Consider the following 14,387-nt stretch of genomic DNA (forward strand, 5'->3'; position numbering starts at 1 on the left):
GGGTCATGTTCTCCCGAAGTCGTCGAGGCCGTTCCGGAGTCTGCTCAAGGCGTCCTTGGCCTGATGATCCGTGGTGTCGTAGGCATTCGCCGAGCTGTGAAGATTCTCGGCCATGGTGCTCATCTGCTTCGCCAGGTCGACCATGTGGTCCTCCCAGGCGGTCGCGCATAGTTTCAGCGCCGCGGCGGAGGCCCAGCCGTGGTGACCGTCGGCGGCCGATTCGCTTGAGTCAAGAGAACGGCGGAGGTTCCCCAGTGCCGCCTGGGCGGCCGACCGGGTCCCTCCCGCGCCTTGGCGCACGTAGTCCGTCTTGATATCGATATCCAATGATTCTTCCCGAGCGGATCGACGGACGAGTTCAGAGAGCCTTGCGGCGACGTGTGGCGAATACGAGCAGAGGCACGCCGACCACGGTGACGGCGGCGAGGGTGATGCTCGCTGCCAGGACGTTGCGCTTGGACAAGAGAGAGTTGTCGTCGCCCTTGCCGGTAGCGGCTTGCGGGGTGCCTCCGGCGGTGGGTGCCGGAGTGGCCGATGCTCCGGCCAGTTCGGGGAGCGGGCTCACGTTGGGCGGGCCCGGGTCGCCGGGGTTCTTCAGGGCGATGCGGGGGCGGACTACGCCGTAGCCGATGGTGTCGCTTCGCTTCTCACCGCTTTTGGGGCCGCCGGCGGTGTTGATGAGGACGCGGAGGACTTGGTTTGCCGTCCAGTCGGGGTGCACGGACCAGATGAGGGCGGCGGAGGCGGAGGCCAGGGCGGTGGCGTCACTGGTGCCGTGGCTTCGGCAGAGGCCGGATCCGCCTTTGCAACTGGCGACGATGTTGTCGCCGGGGGCGGCGAGGTCTACCTGAGGCCCCCTTTGAGATTCTTCGGTCGCTTTGATGCTCTGATCGACAGCGGATACACCCACCACTCCGGGGTACGCTGCCGGAAATTCAACTGGATTCGTCTTGTTGCCTGTGTTCCCAACAGCAGCAAAGACAAGCTTCCCCTTGGAAATTGCATAGTCGATGGCCTCAGCTTCACGCCGACTCCCGGGGCCACCCATCGAAATGTTGATGATCTTTGCTTCGGAGTCCGCCGCATACCGAATCGCCGAGGGCATGGAGATGCCGCTCAGAATCTCCCGTGTAGCAGGCGCATTGGTATTGACAACCCGCAGCGGCAGAATCTTAGCGCCTGGGGCAAGCCCAAAGGCGCCATCGCCTCCGTTGCTCTTCCCAGTCCCAGCAATCATGATGGCCATGGACGTTCCGTGACCGTCATAATCTGAGTGCGCGCCTCCTTCGATGCCCGAGAAATCCTTACCTGGGAGAACCCTGCCTTCAAGGTCTGGGAGTTCCGAGTCCACTCCGCTGTCGATAACGGCTACGGTCACGCCGGATCCTGTGCTCGTCCGCCACATTTCCTCGGCTCGCATCGCGTCCAGATGCCACTGCCGCGACCGGATCGAATCTGCCTGAGCCGCCCCCGCAGAAGCGAGCACGAGTGACGCAGCTACACCACATGCAGCACCTTTCCACCAGCCAGCATTAACAGCCGAGCCGCGACGCATATATTCCTCCTGCCTTTGCCTGTGGTCAATCGATGACAGGGGGCGCGACACGGCGGTTTCCTCGAGACCAGGTCTCTTCGTCCTCCACCAGGTAGTCAGGGCGCTGCCCTTGCTGTGAAGAGCGACGATTCAGATTGGCGTTAGCTCCTTCGGGGCTTCTTACAAGTCCGGAACCACCAGGCGTGAAGGCCCGGTCGCCTGGTGCTCCGATTCGGCGTTGCCCACTGCCTCCAACGACCCCGCCAGGTTCGAACGCCAATCGTCGGCCACTTCCAGCGCCTACACGGCCTACAGAAGACGCGGGAGGCGCCACGTGCGGCGCGCCAAAGCCCATCGGTGTGCGTGCTTGTCCGGGCTCGGTACCGATGACTGTGCCTCGCGGTACCTGAGTCGGAACCTGAGCCGACGTACGGGGCACCGGCCGGCCGCCAACCACGCCATCTCGAGGCAACCCAGGCACTGAGCCGAGCCCCCCGACAAGGCCACGTCCCGGGACGCCCGGAAGGGTTCCTTGACGCTGACCTCCGACGGGTCCCGTATTCCCTCCCGACCCCAGAGGCACGTGGCCCATAGGTGGCACAGGAAGCCCCGCTACTGGTGCCAGCGGGGAGGTATTCGACGCTGGGCCAGTGTGCGGCAACGGTGCTGGTGCACCACCGGTTGGCAGAACCGGAGCCTCGGGCGTTGCAACTCCGCCGTCAACTTCCATGGACACCGGCTGCTCGCTCGGCTGAAGTCCCGACACCACGCTGCCGCTAGCCGCTCCTACACCAACGACGCCGTTGCCCATACCGGGCACGGATGCGACACCCCGCATCGCGCTGCCCTGCGCAGCAGATGCCATGCCAGAAGGCCCGTAGGTGGCAACGCCTTGTGTCTCGGCTCCTGGAGCCGGGATGTACTCAAATTCGTCTTTGCCACCCTCCACCGGCATCGGCGGAAACGTAGGCGCCCCCGCCCCCGCAATGTTCCGGGCCGACCACGCGTAGGACTCCGCCAGCTTCCGCATCAGCCGTGCCGCCTCAGCGCGATCGGCATCCAGCTGCGTCTGCGCCGCAAAAGCCTCCTTCTGCGACGGCCCCGCCTTCTGCAAGCCCCCGCTCTGATCCGACAACGTGGGCGCCGGCACCGACCCCACCTGACCCGGATTACTGGCCTTGTAAGCGGACAGCGTGGCCTGGGAGGTGGAGGACACCGCCGGCATTGCGGACTGGACACCGGCAAGGGTGGCTGCGGCGTGGGTCATCCAGGTGCCCGCATTCTTGCTGAAGTCGCCGAGCCGCAGCGTCGCGTTGCCCATGTCCGCGATCCATTCGCGGAACGCTTCGCCTCCCGCGCCCTCCCATTCGACGCCTGACGCGTGCTGCTTCAGGTTCTCGCCCAGTTTGGTGATGGCGCCGGCCGCCGCCGTCAGTTTGGTGCCCAGGGCGGCGGTCGCGGTCGGGCTGGCGTGTTCGACCATTGCCCGCAGCTGCTCGTGCGACATCGACTCGAAGTCCGAGGTCGTGAACAGGCCGCTGCTGGGGCGGCGGATGAGGGGGCTGACGCCGCCACCGGGAGGAGTCGTCATCAGATTTGTCCTTCGCTGCTGGCGTTCGGCTGAGGCTGCGGCTGCGGCTGCGGCTGCGGCTGGCCCTGCGGTGAGGCGTGCGAGCCCGCTCTCGTTCTGGCCGCGCTCGTGTTCGGGTCGAGCCTCGGCTCGTAGAGCTCCTTCGTGCGGGCCTGGATCGCCCACATGCGGTCGCGCAGGTCCGCGTCGACGTTGGCGTAGCCGACGTGGGAGGCGTGGATGGCGGTGCCCAGGGCCTCGATCTGGTCGTTCAGGAGCTGGGCCAGGGTCTTGAGTTGGCTGTGGACCTCGTTGTACGCGCTGTAGAGGGAGTCGACCTCGGCGAAGCCCGCGCCCAGCTGGGCCGGGACGAGGTGGGCGTCCGCCACCCGGTGCGGGGCGGCCTGGGAGCCCTGGAGGAAGGTCAGGAGCTCATCGACCTGGCCCTTGAATCCCTTGAGTGATCCCAGTTCCGCCAGCAGTCTCGCGTCTCCGCCGCCCCCACCCGCGCCCACGTCCGTTCCGCCCCTCGCGTCAGCCCCGTATCAAATGCCGCCCCAAGGTTACTGACAGGCAGTGACACTCACCTGAGTACGGGTACTCAAACCCCCGGCGCGACCGCCGCCGTCTGCGGGCGGATCGGCAGGCGGTTGACCGGGCGGCCCGTGGCCGCGCGGACCGCGCCCGCCACCGCCGCCGGGGACGTGACCACCGGCACCGCGCTGATCGCCTTCGCGCCGAAGGGGGCGACCACGTCCCGTTCCTCGACCAGTTTGACGATGTGGATGTCCGGCGCGTCGAGCGCTGTCGGGAGGGCGTACGCCGTGAGGTCCGGGCGGCGGACCTGGCCGGCGTTGGTGCGGAGGTTCTCCGTCAGGGCCGCGCCCACGCCCTGGGTGATGCCGGCCTCGATGCGGGCCCTGGCCTGGGCGGGGTTGAGGACGCGGCCGACGTCCTGGGCGACGGCCATCTCCACGACCCGGACGGAACCCAGTTCCACGTCCACGTCCACCACCGCCCGCACCGCGCAGAAGGCGATGCCCACGAAGGCGTCGCCCTGCCCGGTGTCGTCCAGCGGTTCCGTCGGGTGCGGGCGGCACTGGGCCGTCGCCCACAGTTCCTTGCCGTCCAGGGCCTCGGTCACCGTCGTGCTCAGCACGCCGTCGTACGAGGTGATCCGGCCGTCGGCGATCGTCAGGAGCTCCGTCGACATGCCGAACTGGTGGGCCAGCGGCTGCAGGAGCTGGGTACGGACCATCCGCGCCGCGCGTTCCACCGCGCCGCCCGAGACCCAGGTGTGGCGGCTGTGGGCCGCCGGGCCGCAGGGGGGCTGGTCGGTGTCGACGGGGGCGACGTACACCTCGTCGATGCCCAGGACGTCCTGGACGATCTGACGGGCGAGGGTCGAGAAGCCCTGGCCGGTCTCCACGGCCGCGCAGATGACGGTGGCCACCGAGCCGCTGACCTTGACCGTGGCCGTCGAGACCTCGTCCGTACCCTCGGCGCCCAGCATGTGGACCATGCCCAGGCCGTAGCCGACGCCGCGCCGCACCGCGCCCGGTTCGCCGGCGCCGTCGGGGCCGCCCGGCAGCAGCCAGTCGTCCTCGGAGCCGGAAGGGTCGTCCTTCGGCAGGGCGGGCAGCGGGTAGTCGCGGACCGCGCGCAGGAGTTCGGCGACCGGGGCCGGGCAGGTCACCGTCTGGCCGGTCGGCAACAGGTCGCCCGTCGCCATGATGTTGCGCATGCGCAGCTCCGCCGGGTCCAGGCCGAGCTTCGCCGCGAGCTTGTCCATCTGGCCCTCGTACGCGGCGCACACCTGCATCGCGCCCTCGCCGCGCACATGGCCGGAGGGCGGGTTGTTCGTGCGGACGGCCCAGCCCTCGACGAAGGCGTGCGGGACGACGTACGGGCCGCAGGCGAAGGCGACGGCCGCGGCCAGGGCCTCCGAGGAGGAGTCGGCGTAGGCGCCCGCGTCGAGCAGGATCTGCGCCTCGACCTTCAGCAGCTTGCCCTCGGCGTCCGCGTGGTGGCGGTAGCGCAGCAGTGTCGGGTGGCGGTGGGCGTGGCTGAGGAAGGACTCCTCGCGGGTCGCCGCCAGCTTGACGGGGTGGCCCGTGCGCAGCGCGAGCAGGCCCAGGGCGAGCTGGGTGCCGGGGTCCTCGCGGTCGCCCATCGCGCCCGGTACGCCCGTGACGACGACCTTCACGCGCTCGGGCTCCAGGCCGAAGCAGGCGGCGGCGAGGTCGCGGTCGGCGTGCGGGTCGGTGGAGGCGGTGTAGATCTCGACGCCGCCGTCCGGGCGGGGCACGGCGAGGCCGGCCTCGGCGCCGATGGGGGCGGGGTCCTGGCGGCCGATGCGGTACAGGCCCTCGACGATCACCTCGCCCACCACCTCCGGGTCGCCGAAGCGCAGCGGGATGTGGCGGATCAGATTGCCGTCCGGGTGCAGCGACTCGGCGGCGAACGCCTGCTCCGGGTCGGTGACCGGCTCCAGCACGTCGTACTTGACGGCGATGGCCGCCGCGGCGAGACGGGCGGTGTCGGGGTGGTCGGCGGCGACGGCGGCGATCGGCTCGCCGTGGTAGCGGACCAGGTCGGAGGCGAAGACGGGACGGTCGGCGATGCGCCGGCCGTGGGCGGCGTCGCCGGGGACGTCCGCGTGCGTCACCACGGCCCGTACGCCCGGCATCGCGGCGGCGGCCGAGGTGTCGAGCGAGACGATGCGGGCGTGGGGGTGCGGGGAGCGCAGCACGGCGGCCCACAGCAGGCCCTCGGCCCACAGGTCGGCCGCGTACGGGAAGGTGCCCTGGGTCTTGGCGGCCGCGTCGGCCGGCGGGAGGGAGACGCCGAGGCCGCGGAGCGGGGCCTCGGGGGCGGCGGGCGGCGCGACGGAGGCGGTCAGGACGGACGCGGGGATGTCGCCCGCACCCGTCGTGCCCCCGGTCCCGCCCATTCCGGCCGTCCCGCCCATTCCCGTCATGCCATCGCCCTTCCACTGCCGCCGGTGCCGCCGCTGCCGTCACCGTACGGACCCGCCTGGTGCGGGATGCGTGCCGTCTCCGTGTCCGCCTGCTGCTCCCGGTCCTCTTCCTGGGCCGCGGCGGCCTCGGCGCGCTCGTCGACGACCTGGCGCACCGCGTCGAGCACGCCCCGGTAGCCGGAGCAGCGGCAGAGGTTGCCGCAGATGGCCTGCCGGGTCTCCAGTTCGGTGGGGGCGTGGTTGCCCTCGAGCAGGTCGTGGACGGTCATGGCGAGGCCGGGCACGCAGAAGCCGCACTGCACGGCTCCGCACTCGGCGAGCGCCCGCTGTACGTCGGAGGGCTGCCCGCCCGCCGCCAGGCCCTCGACCGTGCGGATCTCGGCGCCGGCCGTGGTGGCTGCCGGTACGAGGCAGGAGGCGACGAGCCTGCCGTCGACCTGGACGGAGCAGGCGCCGCACTCGCCCTGCGAGCAGCCGTCCTTGGCGCCGGCGAGGCCGAGGCGCTCGCGCAGCACGTACAGGAGGGACTCCCCGATCCAGGCGTCGGTGACGGGCCGGTCGGTGCCGTTGACGCTGAGGACGTACGAGGCGCGGGGGTGCTCGTCGTGCGGGCCCGCTTCCGGCTCGGGGTACGTCCCGGCCTCGGTCGCCGCCGCCATCTCGGGTTCCGGCCGCGGTTCCGCTTCCGGTTCCGGCTCCGCTTCCGCGTGGAGGTGCGGGTGGGCGGGGGCGTCGTCCGGCTCGGCGGTGGGTACGGGCGCGGGCGCCGCGAGGGCCTCGCCGGACGCCGGGTGTCCGACGCTGTCGATGCCCGCGTGGTCCTCGGGGTGCGCGACGGCTTGCGTGTCCCCGCCGGGCTCGGACTCCGGCGCCGGCGCCGACTGCGGCTGCGGTTCGGCGTGCGTCATGGCGTCGGGTGCTGCCGTGTGCCCCGCGTCGGCCGTCCACTCGGCGGCGGGACTTTCGCCCGCACCGGTGACCCCGTTGACGGTGCCCAGGTCGTATTCGCCCGAGTCGTCCACCATGTCGCCCTGCGCGGCCGGCACGGACCACTGGTCGCTCTGGTCGCTCTGGCCTACGTGGCCGACATGACCGACGTGGCCGACATGGTCACCGTGGCCGACATGATCGCCGTGGCCGACGTGACCGGTGTCGTCCAACTGCCCGCCCTGACCGCCCTGACCGGCGGGGTCCGTGTCGCGCAGGACGTACTCGCCGGACTCCTCCACCGAGTCGTCGCCGGCCGCCGGGACCGTCCATTGCCCCGTGGAGCCGCCACCCGGCAGTGTGCCACCGGCGTCCTCGCCCGCGTCCGCGGCGAACGGCATCGGCCACTGGGCCGTCTCGGACATGCCGCCCACGGCGTGCGGGTCGGCGGGGACGCCGTCACCGCCACCGGTCAGGTGCTGGCCGTGCTGGCCGTAACTGGCCTCGTACCCCCCGTCCCAGTGCCCCTGCCCCTGCTCCTGCAGGCCGCCCACCGGGGCGGGTGCGGGCACCTGGGCGGGCTGCGGCCAGGAGTCCGCGGCGGGCGGGGGGTACCCGGTACCGGGGGCCGCCAGGGGGCCCCAGCCCGCGCCCGCGGGGCCCTGGTGCGCCAGGAGTTCGGGCGGGAGCTGGAGGAAGGTCGTGCCCTCCGCCTCGAGCCCGGCGCCCTGCGGAATGGGCTGCCAGCCGCCCGCGCCGGGCGCGGGCACATGGGTCTGTCGCTGCTGTTCGTCACTCACGCGAGTGCCCTCCCCAGTGCTCGGCGGGCCAGAGTCGCCACCGTACGACGCAGATGCAGCACGGCCGGCGGCAGGGTACCCGGCTCGGCGCCGTCCGTGGGGGACAGCGCGGACGGCGCGGGTGTCGGGTCGGGGATGCAGGCCGCGGCCACGTACTCGCCGAAGGCGGCGCAGGCCTCGGGCGCGAGGGTGCGCTCGCCGTCCCAGTCGACGATCGAGGAGACCCAGCGCTCGGCGTCGAACGGGCGCAGCGGCATCGGCGCGACCGCGCCGACCGCGCAGCGCACGCTGCGGCGCGCAGGGTCGAGGACCACCGCGACGGAGGCGATGGCCCGGCCGGGGCCGGTGCGGCCGGTGGCCTTGAGGAAGGTCTGCGGGGCGTGCAGGAGCGGCACGCGGACGTAGCCGATCAGCTCACCCGGCCGGAGCATGTCGAGCCCGGCGAGGAGGCGGCCGACGGGGATCTCGCGGCGCGTGCCGCCGGGGCCCGCGATGACGAGGGATGCCTCGAGCGCGGCGAGCACGGGCAGCGCGTCGCCGGTCGGCGAGGCGGAGGCGATGTTGCCGCCGAGGGTGCCGGCGTTGCGGATCTGGGGCGGGCCGGCGGCGCGGGCGGCGGTGGCCAGGGCCGGGATGAGGGCGGCGAAGTCCGGGCGGCCCATGCGGGCGTGGGTGAGGCCGGCGCCCAGCAGGGCGGCGCCGTCCTGGTACTGCCAGCCGCGGATCTCGTTGATGCGGCCGAGGCCCACGAGCGCGGCGGGGCGCAGCAACCCGGAGTTGACGGCGGCCATCAGGTCGGTGCCACCGGCGACGGGCACGGCGGTGGGCATGGCGGTCAGCGCCGCCACGGCTTCGTCGAGCGAGCCCGGCAACGTCACCGTGTGCGCCGCCTGCGGTGCGTGCGTGGTCAACCCAGCTGCCCCTTCCCCGGTGGTCCCGACTGTTCCGCCTGGTCTCGCCGTACGGTACGTGCTGTCGGCCCGGACGTGGCAACTCTGGCACATCTTCCGGGTGCGCCGTCGCGAGGGTCCACGAACCGCCGGACTGTCCTCACCCAGGAAGAAAGCAGGGAAAGTCCGGATTCGGGAACTCTCTCCCCTGTGAGCACTGTGGGCACTCTGTGCGTATTGCCAGCGTATTGCCATGCTTCAGCGACCCTTGTACGACTTACGGCAGTGTGTGAAGGACCACCGTGCCAGGGGCCGTCCCACGGTTCGTCACCTTCCGGCGCGGCTCACACGATCGGGGGCGCACCCTCGATCGGGCGTCCGAGCACGCCGGGCCGGCGCTGCCAGGGGCGCGGACCGCCGGGCGGGCGGTAGTCGACGCCGAGGGCGTCGAGGCGGCGGTAGTGGGCGGCCATCCGGCGTTCGAAGTCCGCGTAGTCGCGCGCCCCGGGGGCGGGGAGGGTGGACCACACCGTCTCGGCGAAGGCGGCCAGGCGCGGGAACGCCTGGTAGTCGACGCGCTGCTGGGTCTCCGTCACCTCGGTCCAGAGGTTCGCCTGCGCGCCGAGCACGCGCGCGGCCTCGGCGTCCGTCAGCTCCGCCGGTACCGGCTCGAAGCGGTAGACGTCCTCCAGGGTGCGGACGTAGCCGATGGGCACGGGCTCGTCGTCGCCGGCGGCCTGGCGGTGGTCGAGATAGACGTGCTGCTCGGGGCACATGACGACGTCGTGGCCGGCGCGTGCGGCGGCGATGCCGCCCGCCCGGCCGCGCCAGGAGGAGACGGTGGCGCCGGGCGCCAGGCCGCCTTCCAGGATCTCGTCCCAGCCCACCAGCCGCCGGCCCCGCTCGGCCAGCCACCGGTCGAAGTGGCGGATGAACCAGCTCTGCAGCTCCTCCTCGTCCGCCAGTCCCTCCGCCGCCATGCGGTCCTGGGCCGCTCTCGACGCCTTCCACTGGTCCTTGGGGCACTCGTCGCCGCCGATGTGGACGAAGGGAGACGGGAAGAGGTCGAGGACCTCGGTGAGGACGTTCTCGTAGAAGGCGAGGGTGGTGTCGGTGGGGGCGAGCACGTTCGGGTTGACGCCCCAGGTGTCCCAGACGGTCAGGGCGGTGGTGTCGACGACGTCGGTGTTGCCGAGGTCGGGGTACGCGGCGATCGCGGCCTGCGAGTGGCCGGGGATGTCGATCTCGGGGACGACGGTGATGTGCAGCCGGGCGGCGTAGGCGACGATCTCGCGGATGTCGTCGTGCGTGTAGTAACCGCCGTGCGGCCGCTCGTCCCACAGGGGCGACGCCCGGTGTCCGTGCTTGCTCCGGGCCCGCCAGGCGCCGACTTCGGTCAGCTTCGGGTAGCGCTCGATCTCCAGGCGCCATCCCTGGTCGTCCGTCAGGTGGAGGTGCAGGACGTTGAGCTTGTGCGCGGCGAGCAGGTCCAGGTAGCGCAGCACGCCGTCCTTGGGCAGGAAGTGGCGGGCCACGTCGAGCAGGAAGCCGCGCCAGCGGAAGCGGGGCGCGTCCTGGATGACGACCATCGGTACGTGCCATCGCGCACGCGGCCGGACCGGCGCGCGCCGGAAGGCGTCGGCCCCCAGCAGCTGACGGAAGGTCTGCGCGGCCCAGAAGACGCCGGCGGTACTGCCGCCGTCCAGGCGGATGCCGTAGCCGTCGACGACGATCCGGTAGCCCTCGGGGCCGAGCTCCCGCTCCACGTCGGGGCTGACGCGCAGGACGATGCGGTTGTCGTTTTGGTCGCCGTCCGGCAGCGGCAGGCCGGTGGCCGCGCCGACGGTGGCGCGCAGCCAGTGCGCGACGCTCCCGGTGCCGGGTCCCGCGTCGAGCGCGGTCTCCTCGTCGAGGACCTCCAGGCCCCGGGTGGGCGGTATCCAGAAGAACTCGCGCGGGGCGGGAATCAGGTCCGTGTCGATGCCGCTGTCGCAGCCGGCGCCGAAGCCGCCGTCGAAATCGCTCATGCCGTCATCCTTGACCGCCGCGCCGGGCCGCACACGGAGAAGAGGGCGCCACGCGTGGAGGAGCGGGCACGACGCGCGGAGAAGAGGGCGCCACGCACGGAGGAGAGAGCCAGGAGCCTCGCCGCCCCGGGAAGCGCGCCCCGGGAAGCACAACGGCTCCCCGGGCGCGATCACGCGCCCCGGGAGCCGTCACAAGCCCGGGTCGGACAGCCGGTGGGGGCTACTTCTTGTCGCCGCCCTTGCCGCCCTTGTCGTCGCCGCCGGCGCCCATGCCGTCGAAGATCTCCTTGCACATCGGACAGACCGGGTACTTCTTCGGGTCGCGCCCGGGAACCCAGACCTTGCCGCAGAGGGCCACGACCGGGGAACCGGAGAGCGCGCTCTCCATGATCTTGTCCTTCTGGACGTAATGGGCGTAGCGCTCGTGGTCGCCGTCGCCGTGCGACACCTGCGGTGTCGGCTCTACGAGGGTGCCGGTACCTGCCCCGCGCTCGGGCTCGAGAGTGCTCATGGTCCCCAAGGGTACTGGGGAGGGACCCCGTCAGTTGAGGCTCGGGTCGTCCGGATAGGTGGCGACCATCGCCAGTTCGTTGCGCTGGCGGCGCAGGACGGCCCTCCACAGCTGCTGCGGGTCGGGCGAGGACACGTCGCCGGGCTCGGACTCGACCACGTACCAGGCGCCCTCCACCAGCTCGTCCTCCAGCTGGCCCGGGCCCCAGCCCGAGTAGCCGGCGAAGATCCGCAGTGAGCCCAGGACCGTGGCCAGCAGCTCCGGCGGGGCCTCCAGGTCGACCAGTCCGATGGCCCCGTGCACACGGCGCCAGCCCAGCGGGCCGTCGCCGGCCCAGGGGTCGCCGCCGCTCTCGTGGGGCTCGCCGGGCACCACGGCCACGCCCAGCGCCGAGTCCAGCGAGACGGGGCCGCCCTGGAAGACCACGCCCGGTTCGCCGGCCAGCGCGGCCCAGGACTGGAGGATGTCGCCGACCCCGACCGGGGTGGGCCGGTTCAGGACCACGCCGAGCGAGCCCTCCTCGTCGTGGTCGAGCAGCAGCACCACGGCGCGGTCGAAATTCGGGTCGGCGAGCGCCGGGGTCGCGACAAGCAGCCGTCCTGTGAGCGAGGACACCTCGGTCATGGCGCCATGATCCCGCATTCCGGGGCTCCGCGGGGAGGGGAAGGCGGCGACGGGCCGGGGGCGGCAAGGGGGCGTACGAGAGCAGCGCCCGCGCAAATGACCGGCAGCGACCCGGTGATAACCGGTAGCTACCATTCCATAAACGCAGAGTGTTGTGACAAACCCATGACGTACTTCCAGCCCCCTCAGGGCGGCAGAAGGGGCCTCCGGTCCCATTACCCTTTCTTCTTGCCCCCTGCCCAACTCCAGGAACGCGAGATCCATGACCGGCCCTGACGATGTCCTGCTTGTCCACGGCGGTACCCCGCTCGAGGGAGAGATCCGCGTCCGCGGCGCGAAGAATCTCGTGCCCAAGGCCATGGTCGCCGCCCTGCTCGGCAGCGGCCCCAGCCGCCTGCGCAACGTCCCCGACATCCGGGACGTACGCGTCGTGCGCGGCCTGCTGCAGCTGCACGGCGTCACGGTCCGGCCCGGCGACGAGCCCGGCGAGCTGGTCCTCGACCCCACGTACGTGGAGAGCGCCAACGTCGCCGACATCGACGCGCACGCCGGCTCCTCGCGCATCCCGATCCTCTTCTGCGGCCCGCTGCTGCACCGCCTCGGCCACGCCTTCATACCCGGCCTGGGCGGCTGCGACATCGGCGGCCGGCCCATCGACTTCCACTTCGACGTGCTGCGCCAGTTCGGCGCGACGATCGAGAAGCGTGAGGGCGGCCAGTACCTGGAGGCCCCGCAGCGGCTGCGCGGCTGCAAGATCCGCCTGCCCTACCCCTCGGTCGGCTCGACCGAGCAGGTGCTGCTGACCGCCGTGCTGGCGGAGGGCGTCACCGAGCTGTCGAACGCGGCCGTGGAGCCGGAGATCGAGGACCTCATCTGCGTGCTGCAGAAGATGGGCGCGATCATCTCCATGGACACCGACCGCACCATCCGCATCACCGGTGTCGACAAGCTCGGCGGCTACAACCACCGCGCCCTCCCGGACCGCCTGGAGGCGGCCTCCTGGGCGTCCGCGGCGCTGGCCACCAAGGGCAACATCTACGTCCGCGGCGCGCAGCAGCGCTCGATGATGACGTTCCTGAACACCTACCGCAAGGTCGGCGGCGCCTTCGAGATCGACGACGAGGGCATCCGCTTCTGGCACCCGGGTGGCTCGCTCAACGCCATAGCGCTGGAGACGGACGTCCACCCCGGCTTCCAGACCGACTGGCAGCAGCCGCTGGTCGTGGCCCTGACGCAGGCCTCGGGCCTGTCCATCGTCCACGAGACGGTGTACGAGTCGCGTCTGGGCTTCACCTCCGCGCTCAACCAGATGGGCGCGCACATCCAGCTCTACCGCGAGTGCCTGGGCGGCTCCGCCTGCCGCTTCGGCCAGCGCAACTTCCTGCACTCGGCGGTCGTCTCCGGCCCGACGAAGCTGCAGGGCGCCGACCTGGTCATCCCCGACCTGCGCGGCGGCTTCTCGTACCTGATCGCGGCCCTGGCGGCCGAGGGCACCTCCCGGGTCCACGGCATCGACCTGATCAACCGCGGCTACGAGAACTTCATGCAGAAGCTGAAGGAGCTGGGCGCCAACGTGGAGCTTCCCGGCGACTCGGCGGCCTGAGCTCGCCTGACGTACGTCCCCTGACGGCCCGTAGGGCCCGTTTCCGGGCCTCGAAGGCCCGTACGGGCCCTGACGGGCCGTTACGGGCTTCACAGGCCGTTCACAGGCCGTTTGCGCCGTGGTTACGCCGAAAGGGCGGCCACCCTCCCCGGGTGGCCGCCCTTTCGCGCTGGAGGCTTACTTGCCCTTGGCGGCTTCCTTGAGCTTGGAGCCCGCGGAGACCTTCACGCTGTAACCGGCAGCGATCTGGATCGGCTCGCCCGTCTGCGGGTTGCGCGCGGTCCGAGCGGCACGGTGGGTGCGCTCGAAGGTCAGGAAGCCGGGGATGGTGACCTTCTCGTCGCCCTTGGCGACAATCTCGCCGACGGTCTCGGCGAGGGCGGCCAGAACGGCGTCGGCGTCCTTGCGGGTCACCTCGGCGCGGTCGGCCAGAGCGGCCACCAGCTCACTGCGGTTCATGTTGTACTCCCGTGTTCTTCTTGCCATTGAGGCGTGAGATCGAAGCCGATGCTGCCAGGGCCCTCGGACAGTCCCCGGACCCGGGTCCGTTTGCCAGACCCTCGCGCCCGGTTACGCATCCTGCCCCCACCAGTGGCGGGAAAGCCAATCCGGCACCCTGGAGAGTCACACGGAAAGCGCCACAGCCTCGGATGCGGCCGCATTTCTGCGGCTGATTTCTGCCCGACACCTTATGGGGGGCCAAGTGGCGTCGCGCCACTCGACGCGCCGTGGTCAGACCGTCGTGGTGCCTGTCACAGCCGCCCCGGCGGCCTTCGCGGCCTCCCGGACGGCTCCGGCGACCGCTCCGGCGACCTTGTCGTTGAACACGCTCGGGATGATGTAGTTCGCGTTGAGTTCGTCCTCGGCGACCACATCGGCGAGCGCGCCGGCGGCTGCCAGCATCATGTCGGTGTTGACCGT

The 14,387-nt window shown here is 71.5% G+C and carries 11 protein-coding genes and 1 pseudogene; 1 reads left to right on the forward strand and 11 read right to left on the reverse strand.

Annotation, left to right across the window (positions count from 1 at the left end; all coding sequences use genetic code 11):
- Positions 1-3: 3 nt before the first annotated feature.
- The 9 genes from ABZ956_RS25755 to ABZ956_RS25795 form a co-directional block, all read right to left on the reverse strand.
- A complete protein-coding gene (locus tag ABZ956_RS25755; RefSeq protein ID WP_361898160.1) occupies positions 4-327 on the reverse strand; it encodes a type VII secretion target in 324 nt (107 codons plus the stop codon).
- Between the two features lie 31 nt (positions 328-358).
- A complete protein-coding gene (gene mycP / locus ABZ956_RS25760; RefSeq protein WP_361898198.1) occupies positions 359-1,555 on the reverse strand; it encodes a type VII secretion-associated serine protease mycosin in 1,197 nt (398 codons plus the stop codon).
- A gap of 1,569 nt (positions 1,556-3,124) precedes the next feature.
- The gene (locus tag ABZ956_RS25765) at positions 3,125-3,619 is read right to left on the reverse strand and encodes a hypothetical protein (RefSeq protein ID WP_361898163.1); all 495 of its coding nucleotides are present in this window, start codon (positions 3,617-3,619) and stop codon (positions 3,125-3,127) included.
- An 86-nt stretch (positions 3,620-3,705) separates the two neighbouring features.
- Entirely contained in the window at positions 3,706-6,075 is a 2,370-nt protein-coding gene (locus tag ABZ956_RS25770) for a molybdopterin cofactor-binding domain-containing protein (protein WP_361898201.1), read from the reverse strand.
- A gap of 5 nt (positions 6,076-6,080) precedes the next feature.
- Positions 6,081-7,811, reverse strand: a complete 1,731-nt coding sequence (locus tag ABZ956_RS25775; protein WP_361898166.1) for a 2Fe-2S iron-sulfur cluster-binding protein — start codon at positions 7,809-7,811, stop codon at positions 6,081-6,083.
- Positions 7,808-8,722 (reverse strand): FAD binding domain-containing protein, encoded by a 915-nt coding sequence (locus ABZ956_RS25780; protein ID WP_361898169.1) that lies wholly within the window; start codon positions 8,720-8,722, stop codon positions 7,808-7,810. Before ABZ956_RS25780 ends, ABZ956_RS25775 begins: the two co-directional genes overlap by 4 nt.
- Before the next feature lie 323 nt (positions 8,723-9,045).
- Positions 9,046-10,728: a beta-N-acetylhexosaminidase gene (locus ABZ956_RS25785; RefSeq protein WP_361898172.1), complete on the reverse strand. Its 1,683-nt coding sequence runs from the start codon at positions 10,726-10,728 to the stop codon at positions 9,046-9,048.
- A 220-nt stretch (positions 10,729-10,948) separates the two neighbouring features.
- Entirely contained in the window at positions 10,949-11,239 is a 291-nt protein-coding gene (locus ABZ956_RS25790; RefSeq protein WP_109281359.1) for a DUF3039 domain-containing protein, read from the reverse strand.
- A gap of 30 nt (positions 11,240-11,269) precedes the next feature.
- Positions 11,270-11,863 carry a YqgE/AlgH family protein gene (locus ABZ956_RS25795; RefSeq protein ID WP_361898175.1) on the reverse strand — a complete coding sequence of 198 codons (594 nt, stop codon included), beginning with the start codon at positions 11,861-11,863 and terminating at the stop codon, positions 11,270-11,272.
- 262 nt (positions 11,864-12,125) lie between these two features.
- Between ABZ956_RS25795 and murA the strand changes: the two genes are divergently transcribed.
- Complete coding sequence (gene murA / locus ABZ956_RS25800) at positions 12,126-13,466, forward strand: UDP-N-acetylglucosamine 1-carboxyvinyltransferase (protein ID WP_361898177.1); 1,341 nt, start codon at positions 12,126-12,128, stop codon at positions 13,464-13,466.
- 177 nt (positions 13,467-13,643) lie between these two features.
- Here murA and ABZ956_RS25805 read toward each other — a convergent pair whose 3' ends face one another.
- Positions 13,644-13,925 (reverse strand): HU family DNA-binding protein, encoded by a 282-nt coding sequence (locus ABZ956_RS25805; protein ID WP_071961969.1) that lies wholly within the window; start codon positions 13,923-13,925, stop codon positions 13,644-13,646.
- 273 nt (positions 13,926-14,198) lie between these two features.
- Positions 14,199-14,387, reverse strand: a pseudogene (locus tag ABZ956_RS25810) (NAD-dependent malic enzyme); the annotation flags it as partial.

The sequence above is a fragment of the Streptomyces sp. NPDC046261 genome, from assembly GCF_040646235.1.
In the GTDB taxonomy this organism is placed as follows: domain Bacteria; phylum Actinomycetota; class Actinomycetes; order Streptomycetales; family Streptomycetaceae; genus Streptomyces.

Coding starts and splice junctions, on each gene's coding strand:
- ABZ956_RS25790 (WP_109281359.1), bottom strand. CDS start 11,239: ATGAGCACTCTCGAGCCCGAGCGCGGGGCAGGTACCGGCACCCTCGTA.
- ABZ956_RS25795 (WP_361898175.1), bottom strand. CDS start 11,863: ATGACCGAGGTGTCCTCGCTCACAGGACGGCTGCTTGTCGCGACCCCG.
- ABZ956_RS25805 (WP_071961969.1), bottom strand. CDS start 13,925: ATGAACCGCAGTGAGCTGGTGGCCGCTCTGGCCGACCGCGCCGAGGTG.
- mycP (WP_361898198.1), bottom strand. CDS start 1,555: ATGCGTCGCGGCTCGGCTGTTAATGCTGGCTGGTGGAAAGGTGCTGCA.
- ABZ956_RS25770 (WP_361898201.1), bottom strand. CDS start 6,075: ATGGGCGGGACGGCCGGAATGGGCGGGACCGGGGGCACGACGGGTGCG.
- murA (WP_361898177.1), top strand. CDS start 12,126: ATGACCGGCCCTGACGATGTCCTGCTTGTCCACGGCGGTACCCCGCTC.
- ABZ956_RS25785 (WP_361898172.1), bottom strand. CDS start 10,728: ATGAGCGATTTCGACGGCGGCTTCGGCGCCGGCTGCGACAGCGGCATC.